The organism is Nocardiopsis nanhaiensis, from assembly GCF_054778635.1.
Map to the genome: position 1 here is coordinate 1 of NZ_BAAGZJ010000018.1, position 16505 is coordinate 16505.

Here is a 16505-nt window from a genome sequence, read left to right on the forward strand (position 1 = left end):
CGCCAACCCGCCGTCGTAGCGGAGCGGGTCAAGGTGGAGCGCCGTTGACGCGCGAAGCGCTCGATGGCGACGACCTTGACGCGCGCAGCGGAGACGGCCACAATCACGCGGCGGGAAAGGAGGGAACCGTCAGCCGACAGAGCAAGCCCAGCCAAAAGAGACATCACCACCCCCGAAACCATTGTTCGAGGAATTTCAGAGGGTGGTGTCATACTTTCCTGTAGCAACCACCTGACCCCAAGGACTCGAGGATGGAAACCAGGGCAAGATCACGGCGGGAAAGGACTGCCGGAGTCAGCGGGGCCGATCCGGGTGGGTCGCCACGAACATTCCCTCAGCGGTGACGCACACCTTTCCGCCAGCGCTGATACTTCCCCGGGTGCCGATCCTGCGGCCGTCGACGGAGACCTGGTGCGCCGAAACCGTCAACGGCTCGAAGAGCGGGGTGGGGCGCAAGTAGCGCAGGGTCAGTTCCGCGGTCATCCCCGACAGCCCCGCCCAGTGGTTGGCTACACCGAGCGTGTGGTCCAGCAACAGCGCCGACACTCCCCCGTGGACGTAGCCGGGCGGCCCTTGGTAGGCCAATCCCAGCTCCACCACCCCTGACACGGATCCGTCGGCACCGCCTTCCAGTGCCAGGGGCGGCGCGACCGCGTTCTCCGGGCCGGTGACCGGGTCGTGGCGGGTCACACCCTCGCCCCGCCACATGTTCACCATGCGCGCCCGAAGCTCGGGGGCGGCCAGATCCACCTCGTCCGCGACGGCGTTCAGACGGTCCGCGATACCGGCCAGGTCGGTGTCGGACACCTCCCCCGCCCGTAGGAGCGACTCCACCACGCGGCGGGCGGCAGCCACCGCGGCGTCCACGCCCTGACCGCTGTCGACGGCGGTCAGGGCGGGCGCCTCGCCCGTTCCCGCAGCCCCCGCCGTTCCCGCCGTCCGCGCGGTCACGGCGCGACCGTCGCACGGGTGTGGGTGAGCACGGGCGCGCCGTCGCTCTCGGGGCAGGTGGCCCGAAGGAGCAGCTCGTCGCCGGTACGCCAGAGCTCGGTCCGGATGGTCTGCCCGGGCACGAGCGTGCCCGAGAACCGCGCCGACAGCCCGGTCAGGCGGTGCGCGTCACCGTCGAGCACATGGTCGACGACGGTCTTGGCGACGATGCCGTAGGAGGCCAGACCGTGCAGGATCGGGGCGTCGAACCCCACCGCGCGCGCCACCTCGGGGTCGGCGTGCAGCGGGTTGAGGTCACCGTTGAGCCGGTACAGCAGCGCCTGTCCGGGGCCGGTCGGCGCGTCGAAGGACAGGTCCGGTGCGCGGTCGGGCGCCGACCAGGGCTCCTCGGGGCCGGGTCCGCCGCCGAACCCGCCCTTGCCCCGCGCCCAGATCCGCATGGTCGAGGTCCACAGCGGGTCTCCGTCCTCGCCGGTCGCGGACTGTTCGTACACGATCAGCGCGGCCTTGCCCTTGTCCCACACCTCCGTGACGCGGGAGCTGAGCGCGGCACTGCCCGACACGGGCAGCGGACGGTGCACCGTGAGGCCCTGGCCGGCGTGCAGGAGTCGGCGCACGTCGACGTCGATCCCGGGCATGCTCATGGTCGAGCCGCTCCGGGTGGTGGACGAGATCCCCTGCCCCGCCACCATGGCGAAGGTCGGCAACACGCGCAGGTCGCGTTCGTAGGTGTAGGCCAGTTCGGGGTCCGGCCCGGACCCGGCCCCCAAGCTGAGGTGGTAGAGCAGTACGTCGCGCTGGGTCCAGCTGACCTCGCTGATGACGGGGTCGGCCTTGAGCGCCGCTTCCGGATCGATCGGCACGGGCGGGTCCTCCTCGGACTCGGGACAGGGGGGTTCGGGCAAGGGGTCTCGTCAGCGCTGGGCGGGTGCGGGGTCGCGCGGCAGTCCCAGCAGGCGCTCACCGATGATGTTCAGCTGCACGTCGGTGGTGCCCCCCGCGATCGACATGCAGCGCGTATTGAGGAACTTCCAGGCGGTCCCGGCCGCTTCCCCCGCGCCGGACACGGCCTCGGCCCCGCCCCAGTCCACGGCGGTCTCCCAGACCTGCTGTATATGCTCGACGCCGATGAGCTTGCCGATGCTGGACTCCGCTCCGGGCTGGGCGCCCGACAGCGACCGGAGGGCGCTCCGGAGCCCGAACAGGGCGCCGGACTGGGCGTCGCACAGGATGCCGCCGAGTTCGGCCAGCCGGGCCCCGTCCAGCTCCTCCGGGGCGGCCGCCGCCAGGTCGAGCAGGGCCTCGCCGCCCGAACCGAGGGAGGAGTCGTTGGAGAGCGAGACCCGCTCGTTGGCCAGGGTCGTGCGGGCGAGCCGCCATCCCTCGCCGGGCTCTCCGACGAGCATCCCGTCCGGCACGAACACGTCGTCGAGGAACACCTCGTTGAACAGGGCGTCACCGGTGATCTCGCGCAGCGGCCGGATGTCGATCCCGGGGCTGGCCATGTCCAGCAGGAAATAGGACAGGCCGCGGTGCTTGGGGGCCTCAGGGTCCGTGCGGGCGAGCAGGATGCCCCACTGCGCCTCGCGGGCCATGGACGTCCAGACCTTCTGGCCGCTGATCCGCCACCCGCCGTCCACCCGCTCCGCCTTGGTGCTGAGCGCGGCGAGGTCCGACCCGGCGCCGGGTTCGCTGAAGAGCTGGCACCACACAAGGTCGCCGCGCAGGGTCGGCGGCAGGAACCGCTCGTGCTGTTCGGCGCTGCCATGGGAGATGAGGGTGGGCACCACCCAGGCGCCGATCACGAGGTCCGCGGCGCGCACGTCGGCGGCCCGCATCTCCTCGGCGATCACCAGCTGCGCCACCGCGTCGGCGCCCCTGCCCCAGGGGGCGGGCAGGTGCGGGGCGGTGTACCCGCGTTCGGCGAGGTAGGCGAACCGTTCGGGCTCGGCCATGTCCTTGGCCGGGGCGAGCTCGTCCCTGATCCCGGCGCGGAGCCGTTCGGCTTCGGGCGGGAGGTCAACGCTGATCTTCCTGCGCGTCCCGTCCAGGGTGAGGCGGGCGACGCGGCTCCGCCACCGTGCGGTGGAGCCGAGCAGTATGCGTGACGTCTGTGCCCGGCGCAGGTACAGGCCCGCGTCATGCTCCCAGGTGAACCCGATCCCGCCGAGGGTCTGAATGCAGTCCTTGGCGGTGTCGAAGCCCGCCGCCACGCTGGTCGCACCGGCGACCGCGGCGGCGAGGGAGGCCTCCGGGTCCCCCTCCCCTGCCGTGCCGTCAGCGGCGGCCGCGGCGTCCCAGGCGCACACCCGCGCCTGTTCGGCTCGGGCCAGCATCCTGGCGCACCGGTGCTTGACCCCCTGGAACTGGCCGACCGGGCGGCCGAACTGCTCGCGGGTGGCCGCGTACTCGGCCGCGGTGGTCGTGGCCCAGTCCGCGATCCCCGACGCCTCCGCGGCGAACAGGGTGGCGGCCAGGTCGAGAACGCCGTGGTCCCCCAGTCCGGTCAGCACGTCGCCGGGGGCCACGGCGGCGCCGTCGGCCCGGACCCGCGCCACTCGGCGCGTGAGGTCGTGGCCGGGCAGGTCCACCACGTCCAGTGCCTCTCTCGGCAGGACGACCCACCTAACCCCGTCAGCGCCCTTCGCGGGGAGGACGAACAGGTCGGCGACCTGGCCGCCCATGATCGGCTCGGAGGTACCGGAGAGGGTGAACCCGCCGCCCCCTTCTCCTGCCCCTGAGAGCTCGAGTCCGGCGGGCCGCAGCGCCACCGCGGCGGTCAGCGACCCGTCGGCCAGCCCGGGCAGGTGGACCCGGTGCCCGGCCCGGTGCAGAACGGTGCTGGTGAGCACGGTCGGCAGGAAGGGGCCGGGTACCAGGTTCCGGCCCAGTTCCTCCGCGACCACCGCGAGTTCGACGAGGCCGTAGCCCGCCCCGCCGTCCTCCTCGGGAAGGTGCAGGGCGAGCAGGCCCTGTTCGGCGAGCTCAGGCCAGAAGGGAGGGCGGTCCTCCCTCGGGGCGTCCACCGCGGCGCGGACCGTCTCCGCCCCGGAGCGTCGTTCGGCGAAGGCGCGCACGGAGTCGCGGAGTAGTCGGTGTTCCTCGGTCAGACCGATGGTCATCGTTGCTCACACCCGTTCGATAATGGTGCCCGTCGAGTGCGCGCCCCCGGCGCACATGGTGATCAGCGCGGTCGAGGAGTCGGAGCGCTCCAGTTCGTGGAGTGCCTGGGTGACCAGGCGGGCGCCGGTGGAGCCGACCGCGTGCCCCAGGGCGATGGCCCCGCCGTTGACGTTCACGCGGTCCATGTCGGCATCGTGCGCCTGCGCCCACGACAGCACCACCGAGGCGAAGGCCTCGTTGATCTCCACGAGGTCGATGTCGGTCAGGGACATCCGGGCCCGGTCGAGTACGTGCTGTGTGGCCTCGACGGGACCGTCCAGGTGGTAGTAGGGGTCCGACCCGACCATGCCGGAGGCGAGGATGCGCGCGCGTGGCCGGAGCCCGAGCTGTCGGGCGCGTTCCGCGCTCATCAGCAGGACCGCGGCGGCGCCGTCGCTGATCTGCGAGGAATTCCCGGCGGTGTGGATCCCGTCCGGGAGTACCGGTTTGAGCCCGGCCAGGGCGGCTTCGCTGGTCTCCCGGAGTCCCTCGTCCCGGGTGACGGTCGTGTACTGGCCCGTCGGCCCGTCGGGTCCCTGTTCGGGTGCCCGGACGGGGAGGACCTGGGTGTCGAACCGGCCCTCGGCCCAGGCCCGGGCGGCCCGGCGCTGCGAGGTGAGGCCGAGCGCGTCGGCGTCCTCCCGCTTGATGCCGCGCTTGAGGGCGATGCGTTCGGCGGCGGAGAACTGGTCGGGCATGTCGAGGGACCAGTCGTCCGGTTGGGGGCTGCCGGTCTCCGGGGTGATCGCCTGGCCGAGGAAGACGCGGCTCATCGCCTCGATCCCGCAGCCGACACCGGTGTCGATGGCGCCTGAGGCGATCAGCCCGGCGACCATGTGCACCGCCTGCTGAGAGGAGCCGCAGGCGCAGTCGATGGTGGTGCACGCCGTCCGGTAGGGCAGGCCGCTGTGCAGCCAGGCCTGCCTGGTGACGTTGTTGGACTGCTCGCCCGCCTGGGTGACGCAGCCGCCGACCACCTGGGCGACCTCGCCCGGTTCGAGTCCCGCCCGGCCGAGCAGGCCCGTCTGGGCCCTGCCCAGGAGTTCGGCGGGGTGCAGTCCGGAGAGCGCCCCGCGGCGGCGCCCGACCGGTGTTCGCACTGCGTCGACGATCACGGCCTCGGTCATGTTCTCTCCCGTCCTCTCCGTACGGGGTCCCCGCCCTGGGCGGCTCCCTCGTCCGATCCTGCCGAGATACTAGAATTGATTCTTGTCAAGCACAATGCCCAGCACCATCCGGAACGGCGGAAGCCGGACGAAAGAACCAAGGGTTCACGGAAGAACCGTGACCACTCACCGAGACCGGGCGGCTAGAAAACTAGAATTTATACTATTTTTCTCCGGACGGCTGCAACAGCACAGGATCAGGAGAGTCATGGGTTCCGACAACAACCTGAAGGGCCGGAGCGCCGTGGTCACCGGGGCCGGTTCCGGCCTGGGCCGCAGCGAGGCCCTCGCCCTCGCCCAGCAGGGCGCCGACGTGGTGGTCAACGACATGGGGTCGGCCGCCGAGGACGTGGTCGAGGAGATCAAGGCCCTCGGGCGCTCCGCGGTCGCGGTGACCGGCGACGTGGGCGACTGGTCGATGGGTGAGCGGCTGGTCCGCACCGCCGTCGATGAGTTCGGCGGCCTCGACATCGTGGTGAACAACGCTGGCATCACGCGGGACCGGATGCTGTTCAACCTGTCGGAGGAGGACTGGGACGACGTCGTGCGCGTCCACCTCAAGGGGCACGCGGCGGTGTCCCGCGCCGCGGCCGCCTACTGGCGCGACGCGAGCAAGCGGTCCGGCGGCCCGGTCTACGGGCGCCTGATCAACACGTCCTCCGAGGCGTTCCTCTTCGGCGGCCCCGGCCAACCCAACTACGGCGCGGCCAAGGCGGGCATCACGGCGCTGACGCTGTCGGCCGCCCAGGGCCTGGCCAAGTACGGGGTCCGCGCCAATGCGATCTGCCCCCGCGCACGGACCGGCATGACCGCCGACGTGTTCAGCGCGCCGGACGGCGGCGACACCCTGGACATCCTCGCCCCCGAGCGGGTGGGCACGTTCGTCAGCTACCTGGCCTCCCCCAGCGCTGAGGGGATCTCCGGGCAGGTGTTCGTCGTGTACGGGGACATGGTCGCGCTGATGTCCGCACCCGAGGTGGAGCACCAGTTCACGGCCGACACCGGAACGTTCTCCGTGAAGGAGCTGGACGCCAAGGTCACCTCCTACTTCAACGGACGCGACCCGATGCGGGGGTACGCGGCCTACAGCGTCGCCGAACTCGACACCACCGGCGTGGGCAACGCGGCCGCCCCCAGCTGACCCGGCACAACCGACGCCCTTAGGGCCGGCGCCGCCCACTGTTCCGGCGGCGCCGGTGACCGAAGGCTCCGACTCAGTAGACGTCCTGCCCCCGAAGGGCGGCCTCCGCGCCGCCGTCGACGTAGAGCACCTGGCCCGCCATGTGCGAGTTCTCCGGGCTGACGAGCCACCGCAGGGCATAGGCCACCGCGACGGGGTCGGCGTACCCGTTCAACGGCATCGGAACGGCCTCGTCCATGGCCTTGCGCATGCGTTCGTCCTCGAAGAGCCCCGCCGACATGGGCGTGCGCACGACCCCGGGCGCCACCGCGTTCAGCGCGATCCCGTTTCCGGCCCACTCCCCGGTGACCGACCGGCCCCGGACCCACCTCGCCAGCGCCGCCTTCGACGCCGGGTAGAGCAGGTTCCCGTTGCCCTCCGCGGCCACCTGCTCGGCGCGTGCCACGGCCCCCGGTTCGTCGCCCGCCAGGCAGGCGTCCACCACGGCGCCGTCGGCAGGCCGATTCCCGGAGACGGAACCGACCACGGCAGCGCGCGGGGCCTCGGCGGCGGCCAGCGCGGGACGCAGGCCGTCCAGCAGCGCCGTGGCGCCGAAGAAGTTCACCCGCACCGCCCGCGCGTCCCGGACCGACAGCCCGGCGCAGGCGACGACCGCGTCGACGGCGCCGCCCGACACGTCCAGCACCGACTCCACCGCCGCGGCGCGCCCCTGTTCGGTCGCGAGGTCGGCTCGGACCGCGGCACCGTCCAGGTCGACACCGATGACCTCGTCCCCTTGGTCCGCCAGGAGCCCCTCGAGGGATCGGCCGATCCCCGATGCAGAGCCGGTCACGACGACGCGTCGCACCATGTCCGCTCACCTCTTTCGTTCTGCAATCGGTTCAGGTCTGGGCGCCGCCGTCGACGAGCACGTCGGATCCGGTGACATAGCCGCCGTCCGCTGAGGCGGCGAACGCGATGACGCCGGCGACCTGCTCCGGGGTGCCGCTGCCGAGCATCGAGCGGATCCGCCCGAAGTAGCGGACGTCCAGGTGGTCCGGAAGGACGTTGCCCGCGGTCAGCGGGGTGGCGACGGAGCCCGGGGAGACGGGGACCACGCGGATCCCCCGCCCCACTACCTCCGCCGCCAGGCTCCGGGTGAAGGAGAGCACCGCGCCCTTGGAGGCCGAGTACGCCGTCATGTACGGGTTGCCCTGGGTGGCCGAGGCCGAGGCGACGTTCACGATGACGCCGCTGCCGTCGGGCAGATGCGGCAGGGCCTCCCGGCAGAACAGGGCGGTGCCGACCAGGTTGACGGAGAACAGCGTGTTCAGGTCCTCGACGGTCAGTTCACCGATGGGCGTCGTCCGGTGGGTACCGGCCACGTTGGCGAGCACGTCGAGCCCGCCGAGTCGGTCGACCGCCGTCTCCACCGCTGCCACGACCGTCGGCTCATCGGTGACGTCGGCCACCCGCGGCACGGCCCGTCCCGGTCCCGTCGCCAGCGCGCAGGTCTCCCGGAGGCCGTCGGCCGAGCGGTCGACGGCGAGGACCGCCGCCCCTTCGGCGACGAGCCGGAGCGCGGTGGCCCGGCCGATACCGGAGGCCGCCCCGGTGACCAGGGCCCTCTTTCCTTCGAAGCGGTTCATGCTCCCCCTTGCCTGGCACCGGGCTCGTCGGCGCTCCGGTGCGGGCTCACGACGTTAGAGCGCGTGTGGGCGGGGGGAGCCGAAGGTCCCGCAGAGCGGGACGCCGGATCAGTCGGAGCGGTCCGCGTTCGACCTGGGCACGAGCAGCAGGCGGCAGGCGACCCGGATGTCGTTCTCGGCGTCGGGCATGGAGACCCGCCCGTTGAGGCTGGACTGCAGGACGCCGTACCAGCACTGCACCAGCAGCCGGACCAGGGTGACGTCGTGGGCCGTGGGTTCGTCGAGGCCCAGGGTGCGCAGCAGGAGCGAGTGGAACCTGGTGTCGATCCGACCCGCGTCGGTGACCATGGCGGCGTTGGCGGCGTTGGCCGACTGCAGCATGGCCGACGCCAGGGTGGGCTTGCACAGGAGCTGCCGGCTGGCGAACACGAGCAGGTCGGCGACCGCGTCCTCCGGGTCCGTACCCGGCGCGGTGCTCGGAGCGCTCCCGTCCAAATGCTCGATCTGTTCGGCCATGACGGCGGTGAACAGGTGGGTCTTCGACGGGAAGTACCGGTACAGCGTCCCGATGGCCACACCCGCCTCTTTGGCCACCTCGTGCATCTGGACCCGTTCCAGCCCCTTCTCGGCCCCGAAGTGGGCCGCCGCACGCAGGATGCGCACGTGCCGTGCCCGCTGGTCGGGCGAGCTGGGCTCGGCCGGGGGCCTGGACTCAGCGATTCGCGGCACCGTACCCCCATGATCTCTCGGCTCAGCCGGACTCCTCGTTCAGAGACTACCCATACCCGAAGCCGCCCCCAGGACAGGTGCGGGTACCGGTGAGCGGGATCCGGCCACCGTTCCCCGGCCCCACCGTGCTCCCGTCGGTGGACGCGCCGTGGCCCGGCCGGGGGCGGCGGACCGAACGGGAGAGGCACGCATGGGCGACAACGGCAAGTGGGACCTGATCCGCGACGTGGTGGTGGTCGGCTCCGGTGCCGGAGCCATGACCGGAGCGGTGACCGCGGCCGCCCAGGGCCAGCGGACTGTCGTCCTGGAACGGACCGAGGCGATCGGCGGGACCTCCGCCTACTCCGGTGCCTCGATCTGGCTCCCCGGGACCCGGGTCCAGGAGAAAGCCGGGATCGGCGACACCTCCGCGGCAGCGCGCACCTACCTGGAGGCGCTGCTCGGCGACCGCGGCCGGGACCGGCGGGAGGCGCTCCTGGAGACCGCGCCCGAGGTCGTCGAGTTCCTGGAGCACTTCGCTCTCGGATTCGAGTGGCGCCCCTTCCCCGAGTACTTCGACCTCCCGGGGCGGTCCGCCGCCGGACGCTCCCTCAACCCGCGCGAACTGCCGCCCGAGGAGCTCGGCGACCTGGTCGGCCTGGTCCGCCCGGAAGTGGACCTCGACCGCGCGGGCCGGGACCACCCCGACGCCCCGCTCACCGCGGGCCGCGCACTGATTGGCCGCCTGCTGCTGGCCCTCACCAGCACCGGAAGCGGCGAGGTACGGACCGGGGTCCGCGTCACCGAACTGGTGGTCGAGGACGGCCGCGTGGCGGGGGTCGTAGGCCAGACCTCCCTCGGACCGGTCCGGGTACGCGCCGAGCACGGGGTCCTCCTGGCGGCCGGAGGGTTCGAGGGGGACGCGGCGATGCGCGCGGAGCACGGCGTCCCCGGGGCCGCCGAGTGGACGATGGCGCCCGTGGGCGCCAACACCGGCGACGCGATCAAGGCGGCACTGGCGGTCGGTGCAGGCACCGACCTGATGGACCAGGCCTGGTGGTGCCCCGGGCTGCGCCTGGCCGACGGCTCCGCCGCCTTCACCCTGGGGTTCCGGGGCGGCCTCATCGTGGACGCCTCCGGGAACCGCTTCGCCAACGAGTCCCAGCCCTACGACCGGATGGGGCGGGCGATGGCCGCCGAACCCGGCCGTGTCCCCGCCTACCTGGTCTTCGACTCGCGCTTCACCGACGGGCTGCCGGCCATCGCCCTGCCGGCGGGTTCGGCGCGGGAGCACCTCGACTCGGGCACCTGGGTCCGCTCCGACACCCTCGCCGGACTCTCGGAGGAGCTGGGTCTGCCGCCCGAGGCCCTGTCCGCGACGGTCGCCCGCTTCAACGGCTTCGCGGCCGACGGCGTCGACGAGGACTTCCACCGGGGCGAGGACCCCTACGACCGGTTCTTCGCCGACCGCTCCCGGGAGGCCGCGAACCCGTGCCTGGTCCCCGTGGACCGGCCGCCCTACTACGCCGCTCGCATGGTGCTCAGCGACCTGGGCACCAAGGGCGGCCTGCGCACTGACACGGAGGGGCGTGTACTCGACCGGGACGGCGGTGTGGTTCCGGGCCTGTACGCCGCAGGCAACACGAGCGCCTCCTTCACCGGGGGCCACTACCCGGGCCCGGGGGTACCGCTCGGTTCGGCGATGGCCTTCTCCTACCGGGCCGCGCGCCACATGGCCCGATCGGATGCCCGGTGACCCTCTGACCGCCTCCCTTGACCCTACGCCCCTCTCAATGAGTGGGACAGGTCACACGGCCGTGCGCAGGGCACTCTACTTTGCTCCCAAGGTCCCGCCCAGGCCACACGACTCGGGGCCCGCGCCACCCGTGTGTCCGACGATCCCCTCGGAGGTCGAGATGAGACGAACCACCACAGCCCGCTGCCGCGCGGGAGGCGCCGCGCTCACCGAGGCCAGGAGCTCCGAGAGGCTCCTGCCCTTCGGTGGAGCCCGGGTCGACCAGTGATCCGCGGAACCGCCGTCAAACTGGCCGAGCTGACCGGGGTACTGCTCCTCGTGAGCCTCGGTGTGTTCATGCTGATGTCCCTGATCCCCGGCGACCCCGCGGTGATGGCCCTCGGCGAGGGCCACCCGCCGGAGGCCTACGAGGAGATGCGCCAAGAGCTGGGGCTGGACCGGCCGCTATTCGAGCAGTACCTGGACTGGCTGGTCAGCGCCTTGACGGGCGATCTCGGCAGCTCACTGGTACCACCGCACAACGACGTCGCCGAACGCCTGCTCCTGGCCCTGCCGGTCAGCCTCCAACTGGCCGCGATGGCGCTGGTCATCGCGCTCGCGGCGGCGATCCCGCTGGCCATGTGGTCGGCCTACCGGGAAGGCGGCCGGGTCGACCGGGCGATCAGCGCGGGCACGTTCGGCATCCTGTCCGTGCCCAACTTCCTGGCCGGACTGATCCTGATCATCGTCTTCGCCAACTGGCTCGGCTGGTTCCCTCGCGCGGAGTGGGCCCGGTTGGGCGAGGGCCTCGGCGCCAACCTCCACCACGCGATCCTGCCCGCGATCACCATCGCGCTGATGGAGCTCGCCCAGTTCACCCGTGTCCTGCGCAACGACCTCATCGTCACCCTGCGCGAGGACTACATCCTGGCCGCACGGGCCAAGGGGATGCCGCCGCTGCGCATCCTGCTCTCCGACGCCCTGCGCCCCTCGTCCTTCTCCCTGGTGACCCTGCTCGGCCTCAGCGTCGGCAGGCTCATCGGGAGCACCGTGATCGTGGAGTACCTGTTCTCCCTGCCCGGCCTGGGCTCCCTGGTCGTGGGCGCCGCGAACCAAGGGGACTACCCGACCGTGCAGGGCGCCGTACTGGCGATCGCGGTCTTCTACGTCCTTACCAACGCCTGCATCGACCTGTCCTACCGGTACCTCGACCCCAGGATCCGGCGGTCCCATGTCTGACACCCACCGCGAAACCAGAAGCGCCACCCCGCCCGCCCGGACCTCCACGAGGACCACCGAACAGACCCCTGAGCCGTCCAGCGGCCGGACCAGCGCCCCCGATCGTAGGCGCGGGCGCCGCGGGGCCGACGTCGTCGCCTGGTTCAGCGGCGTCTGGCTGGTCCTCCTCGTCGGGCTGGCCGCCTTGGCGCCCCTGCTGTCCCTCCCCGAGCACGTCGACCTCGCCCGGGCCCTGAGCTCACCCGTCCTGTCGGGACCGGACTGGGGATCGGGCCACGTCCTGGGCACCAACGCCTACGGACTCGACCTGTTCTCCCGCGCACTCTACGGCGCCCGGGCATCGCTGACCATCGCGCTGTCCGCCGTCACCATCGGGGCCGTCGTCGGCGGGGCCATCGGCATCCTGGCGGGCTACTTCGGGCGCACTGTGGACAGCGTCGTCGGTATCGCCACGAACGCGCTGCTCGCGGTCCCGCCGCTGATCCTGCTGATCGCCCTCGCCACCGTGCTGACCCCGAGCCCGCGGAACGTGACCCTCGCGCTGGCACTCATGACCGTGCCCACCATGATCCGGCTGGCGCGGGCCAACACGATGGCGTTCGCCCAACGCGAGTTCGTCCTCGCGGCCAAGGCGATGGGCGCCTCCGGCTGGCGCGTCATGACCCGTGAACTGCTGCCCAACGTGCTGCTGCCGGTCGTGTCCATGGCGATGGTGCTGATCTCGGTGCTCATCGTGGCCGAGGCCTCACTGAGCTTCCTCGGTCTGGGCATCCAGCCCCCCGAACCGACCTGGGGCAACATGATCGCCGAAGGCGAGGGCCGCATGCTGGAGGACCACCCGCACGTGGTCCTGGTCCCCGGCGCCTTCCTCTTCCTCACCGTCTTCTCCTTCAACATCCTCGGCGAGAAGGCCCGCAAACGTTGGGACACACGGAGCGGCAAGCTATGAGCCAACATCCACTACTCGAAGTCGACTCCCTCCGCACCACCTTCCACACACCGCGGGGTGACGTCCACGCCGTCGACGGGGTCTCCCTCTCCCTTCGGGCGGGCCAGACCTTGGGGATCGTCGGGGAGTCGGGCTCGGGCAAGTCCGTCCTCGGCCGCACGATCATGGGGCTGGTCTCCAACGGGGCCGACGTCTCCGTCACCGGCTGCGTCACCCTGGCCGGGCAGGACGTGCACGCGCTTGCGCCCGCCCAGCGCCGGCGCCTCTGGGGGCCGAAGGTGGCGATGGTCTTCCAGGACCCCATGACCTCCCTCAACCCGGTCAAGCTCGTGGGCAGGCACATCAGCGAGGCGCTGCGGCTCCACACGGGGATGGGCCGGGAGGCCGTACGGCAGCGCACGGTCGAGCTGCTGCGGCAGGTGGGCATCCCGGAGCCGGAACGGCGGGCGGGACAGTACCCGCACGAGCTGTCCGGCGGTATGCGCCAGCGCGTCGTCATCGCGATGACCCTGGCCTGCGACCCGGACCTGCTGATCGCCGACGAACCGACCACGGCGCTGGACGTCACGGTCCAGCGGCAGATCCTGGACCTGCTGGCCTACCTCTCCGAACGCCTCGGCATGGCGGTGATCCTCATCAGCCACGACCTCGGCGCCGTGGGCGGCCGGACCGACCACGTGGCCGTGATGTACGGCGGCCGTCTGGTCGAGTCCGCCGGGACCGGCCAGGTCTTCCACAGCACCCGGCACCCCTACTCGGCGGCGCTCCTCGCCTCGATCCCGCGCCTTTCGGCCGCCCCGCACAGTCGGCTGCACACCATCGAGGGCCAGCCGCCCAACCCGCTCGAACCGCCTCCGGGCTGTCGCTTCGCGGAACGCTGCCCCCGCGTGGAGACCGTGTGCAAGGACGAGACCCCGGAGCTGCGCGATGTGGCGGCCGACCGGGAGGGGACGGGCCCCCACGAGGTCGCCTGCCACCACCCCGTCGGCACGGACGTCAACGGGGTCGGGACCGGCACGGACATCCCGTCCGGGGCCGACGGCTCCGGCACCACACTCGTGAACACGGAGGCTGGCGATGGCCGGTAGCGGAAACGCCCACATGCGCACGGGTGCGGAACAGGTCCTCGCCGTCGACGACCTCGTCGTCGAGTTCCCGGCGGGCAAGGGGAAACGGGTCCACGCGGTCTCCGGCATGAACCTGGACCTGGTCCGGGGCGAGACGCTCGGGATCCTCGGCGAGTCCGGATGCGGCAAGTCCAGCGCCGGGCGGGCGATCATGCAGCTGCCGAAGCCCACCGCGGGATCGGTGTCGCTCGGGGAAACCGACCTCACCGCGCTCCGGACCCGTGCCCTGCGCCGCGCCCGCGCCAAGATGCAGATGATCATGCAGGACCCCGTCTCCTCGCTGAACCCGCGCCGCAGGGTCGGCGACCTCGTCGCCGAAGGCGTCGACATCTGGGGCGGGAACAGCGGCGACCGGCGCGCCCGGGTCGAGGAGGCCCTGCGCGCGGTCGGGCTCGACCCGGACGCCGTGTGGGACCGGCGGGCGCACGAGCTGTCCGGCGGCCAGTGCCAACGCGTCTGTATCGCCCGCGCCCTGATGCTCGACCCGGCGGTGCTGATCTGCGACGAACCCGTGTCCAGCCTCGACGTCTCCGTGCAGGCGCAGATCCTGAACCTGCTCGAGGAGACCAAGGAACGCTACGGCCTCAGCATGATGTTCATCGCCCACGACGTAGCGGTGGTCAAGAACATCAGCGACCGGGTGATGGTGATGTACCTCGGCAAGACCTGCGAGGTACTGCCCGCCACGGACATGCACCTGGAGGCCGTGCACCCCTACACGCGTCTCCTGCTGGCCTCCATACCGGGCCAGGAGGACGCGGAGGCACAGCCCGAGCAGGTAACCACCGAACTCCCCTCCCCCTTGGAGCCGCCCTCGGGCTGCCGTTTCCGGACCCGGTGCCCGTTGGCCACCGAACGGTGCGCCCAAGAGGAACCCGTCCTTCGGGAGGTGGGGCGGGGACACTACGTCGCCTGCCACAACACCGGAGTACTGGCGGATGCGTAGTTGCCCATGAACAAAAGACCTGGTTTTCACGCGGATTTCGGTTCGGGGAATGCCCATCCCTCTTGGAGGAGGAGCGATGACGTGTAGGACGATAAGCGGTCGCCTGGCGGTTGCGGTAACCGGAGTGGTACTCCTTGCCGCGTGCGGCGGCGGGACGGACGCCGATTCCGGTGACGCCGAGGTGGACAGGAGCGCGATCTACGAGAACGGACTGGCCGACGTGAACGAGGGCGGCGAGCCGCAGGACGGCGGGACGCTGACCGTCGCTGAGTACACGGACATTCGTTCGCTCGACCCGGCGGAGACGCATGTGAACGGTTCGACCGGGGGAAACGCGATGGCGGCCATCTTCGATCCGTTGATGCGCTACGACGCAGAGACCGATGCGGTGGAACCGTGGCTAGCGGAATCGCTGGAAAGCAACGACGACGGCACGGCTTGGACCCTCGAGCTTCGCGACGGCGTCCAGTTCAGTGACGGAACGCCGGTCGACGCCGAGGCGGTGGCCGGAAGCATCGAGCGCTATACCGAATCGTTCTCCCTCAACGCCTACGTGATGCGCACGGGCCTGGAAGACATCGAGGCCGTGGATTCCTCGACGGTGGAGTTCACCCTTAATGAGCCCTGGCCGCGCTTTTCGGTCGTGCTGGCGGGAGGACCGGGTCTGATTCTCGCCCCCGCGGCCTACGAGGACCCGGAAGACTTCCAGCCGATCGGCGCCGGCCCGTTCCTCTTCGAGAACTACGCGCCGGACGAAGAACTCACCGTGACGGCGAACGACGACTACTGGGGCGAAGAACCGCACCTGGACGGTATTCGCTTCACCTTCCTCGGGAGCGACGATGTCGCCCTGGACACGCTGAGGTCCGGCGGTGTTGACGTAGCGTTCATGCGCGCCCCGGAACTCGTCGAAGAAGCACGCGGCGAAGGCATCGGCGGCATGGTCAACACCACGAGCCTGAGCAACAACCTGTGGATCAACAACCGCGAAGGCCATCCGGGAGAGGATCCCCGGGTGCGTCAGGCCATCTACTGGGCGATCGACCCCGAGGCCTTCATGGAGCGCGCGTCCGAAGGCGCCGGCATCCCGCACAAGACGTTCTTCTCGCCGGAATCGAGCTGGTCGGTCACGTCCGAGCAACCAGAAGTCGATGAGGAGAAGGCCCGGGAACTCCTCGAAGAGGCGAAAGCCGACGGCTTCGACGGCACCATCACCTACACCGCACGCAACGACCGGGCGTCCCAGGCAGGCGCCGTCGCCATTCAGGCGATGCTCGAGGCGGTGGGTTTCGAGGTCGAGCTCGACTTGCTTCCGAACGTCGCCGATCAGGTGCAGTCCGTCTACGTCGACGGCGACTACGACCTTGCGATGGTGGCGACGAGTCTGCAGGACGACGACGTCTTCGGCCGGGCAAGCAATTCGTTGCACAGCGAGTCCGATGGCAATGTCACGGAATACTCCAGCGAAGAGATGGATGACCTTCTCGGTCAGCTTCGCCAGGTCAGCGATCCCACGGATGCCACGGAAGTGGTGGAGCGCCTTGAGGACCTCTGGTCCACGGATGCGCCCGGCATAACCCTGGCGAGCGGTGGGATGTTCACCGCTTGGAACGACGATGTCGGCGGCGTGGTGCCCACCTCCGAGTCGAACATCCTCTTCGGTGAAGCGTGGGGGGAGTGATGCCGGAGGAGTGACCGTTTCGGACGCGGACCGGCTCCGGAGCCGGTCCGCGTCCGGGTTGACGTGTGATCG

Annotated in this window: 14 protein-coding genes; 7 read left to right on the forward strand and 7 right to left on the reverse strand. The window is 71.1% G+C overall.

The window, feature by feature from the left end; genetic code table 11:
* Positions 1 to 294 precede the first annotated feature (294 nt).
* The 4 genes from ACYVD1_RS11020 to ACYVD1_RS11035 are packed head-to-tail and all read right to left on the reverse strand — an operon-like array spanning position 295 to position 5240.
* Positions 295 to 951 (reverse strand): PaaI family thioesterase, encoded by a 657-nt coding sequence (locus ACYVD1_RS11020; RefSeq protein WP_460770972.1) that lies wholly within the window; start codon positions 949 to 951, stop codon positions 295 to 297.
* The gene (locus ACYVD1_RS11025; protein WP_460770975.1) at positions 948 to 1814 is read right to left on the reverse strand and encodes a MaoC family dehydratase; all 867 of its coding nucleotides are present in this window, start codon (positions 1812 to 1814) and stop codon (positions 948 to 950) included. The genes ACYVD1_RS11020 and ACYVD1_RS11025 overlap by 4 nt, the downstream gene beginning before the upstream one ends.
* Before the next feature lie 51 nt (positions 1815 to 1865).
* A complete protein-coding gene (locus tag ACYVD1_RS11030; protein ID WP_460770979.1) occupies positions 1866 to 4073 on the reverse strand; it encodes an acyl-CoA dehydrogenase in 2208 nt (735 codons plus the stop codon).
* Between the two features lie 6 nt (positions 4074 to 4079).
* On the reverse strand, positions 4080 to 5240 hold the full coding sequence (locus ACYVD1_RS11035; RefSeq protein ID WP_460770981.1) for a steroid 3-ketoacyl-CoA thiolase: 1161 nt from the start codon (positions 5238 to 5240) through the stop codon (positions 4080 to 4082).
* A 247-nt stretch (positions 5241 to 5487) separates the two neighbouring features.
* Between ACYVD1_RS11035 and ACYVD1_RS11040 the strand changes: the two genes are divergently transcribed.
* Positions 5488 to 6420: a 3-oxoacyl-ACP reductase gene (locus ACYVD1_RS11040; protein WP_460770983.1), complete on the forward strand. Its 933-nt coding sequence runs from the start codon at positions 5488 to 5490 to the stop codon at positions 6418 to 6420.
* A 73-nt stretch (positions 6421 to 6493) separates the two neighbouring features.
* Here the strand turns inward: ACYVD1_RS11040 and ACYVD1_RS11045 are convergent, their stop codons facing one another.
* The 3 genes from ACYVD1_RS11045 to ACYVD1_RS11055 all read right to left on the reverse strand — a co-directional run bounded on the left by ACYVD1_RS11045 (position 6494) and on the right by ACYVD1_RS11055 (position 8777).
* A complete protein-coding gene (locus tag ACYVD1_RS11045) occupies positions 6494 to 7270 on the reverse strand; it encodes an SDR family oxidoreductase (RefSeq protein ID WP_460770985.1) in 777 nt (258 codons plus the stop codon).
* 31 nt (positions 7271 to 7301) lie between these two features.
* Positions 7302 to 8048 (reverse strand): SDR family NAD(P)-dependent oxidoreductase, encoded by a 747-nt coding sequence (locus tag ACYVD1_RS11050; protein WP_460770988.1) that lies wholly within the window; start codon positions 8046 to 8048, stop codon positions 7302 to 7304.
* 108 nt (positions 8049 to 8156) lie between these two features.
* On the reverse strand, positions 8157 to 8777 hold the full coding sequence (locus ACYVD1_RS11055) for a TetR family transcriptional regulator (RefSeq protein ID WP_460770990.1): 621 nt from the start codon (positions 8775 to 8777) through the stop codon (positions 8157 to 8159).
* A gap of 190 nt (positions 8778 to 8967) precedes the next feature.
* On the opposite strand from ACYVD1_RS11055, the gene ACYVD1_RS11060 reads away from it, so the two are divergent.
* The 6 genes from ACYVD1_RS11060 to ACYVD1_RS11085 all read left to right on the forward strand — a co-directional run bounded on the left by ACYVD1_RS11060 (position 8968) and on the right by ACYVD1_RS11085 (position 16433).
* On the forward strand, positions 8968 to 10512 hold the full coding sequence (locus ACYVD1_RS11060; RefSeq protein WP_460770993.1) for an FAD-dependent oxidoreductase: 1545 nt from the start codon (positions 8968 to 8970) through the stop codon (positions 10510 to 10512).
* Between the two features lie 264 nt (positions 10513 to 10776).
* The gene (locus tag ACYVD1_RS11065; RefSeq protein ID WP_460770996.1) at positions 10777 to 11730 is read left to right on the forward strand and encodes an ABC transporter permease; all 954 of its coding nucleotides are present in this window, start codon (positions 10777 to 10779) and stop codon (positions 11728 to 11730) included.
* Positions 11723 to 12679, forward strand: a complete 957-nt coding sequence (locus tag ACYVD1_RS11070; protein WP_460770998.1) for an ABC transporter permease — start codon at positions 11723 to 11725, stop codon at positions 12677 to 12679. The genes ACYVD1_RS11065 and ACYVD1_RS11070 overlap by 8 nt, the downstream gene beginning before the upstream one ends.
* Complete coding sequence (locus ACYVD1_RS11075; protein ID WP_460771000.1) at positions 12676 to 13767, forward strand: ABC transporter ATP-binding protein; 1092 nt, start codon at positions 12676 to 12678, stop codon at positions 13765 to 13767. Before ACYVD1_RS11070 ends, ACYVD1_RS11075 begins: the two co-directional genes overlap by 4 nt.
* Positions 13757 to 14752, forward strand: coding sequence for an ABC transporter ATP-binding protein (locus ACYVD1_RS11080; RefSeq protein WP_460771002.1), 996 nt, complete (start codon positions 13757 to 13759; stop codon positions 14750 to 14752). Before ACYVD1_RS11075 ends, ACYVD1_RS11080 begins: the two co-directional genes overlap by 11 nt.
* Positions 14753 to 14828: 76 nt before the next feature.
* Positions 14829 to 16433, forward strand: a complete 1605-nt coding sequence (locus tag ACYVD1_RS11085; RefSeq protein ID WP_460771004.1) for an ABC transporter substrate-binding protein — start codon at positions 14829 to 14831, stop codon at positions 16431 to 16433.
* Positions 16434 to 16505 lie beyond the last annotated feature (72 nt).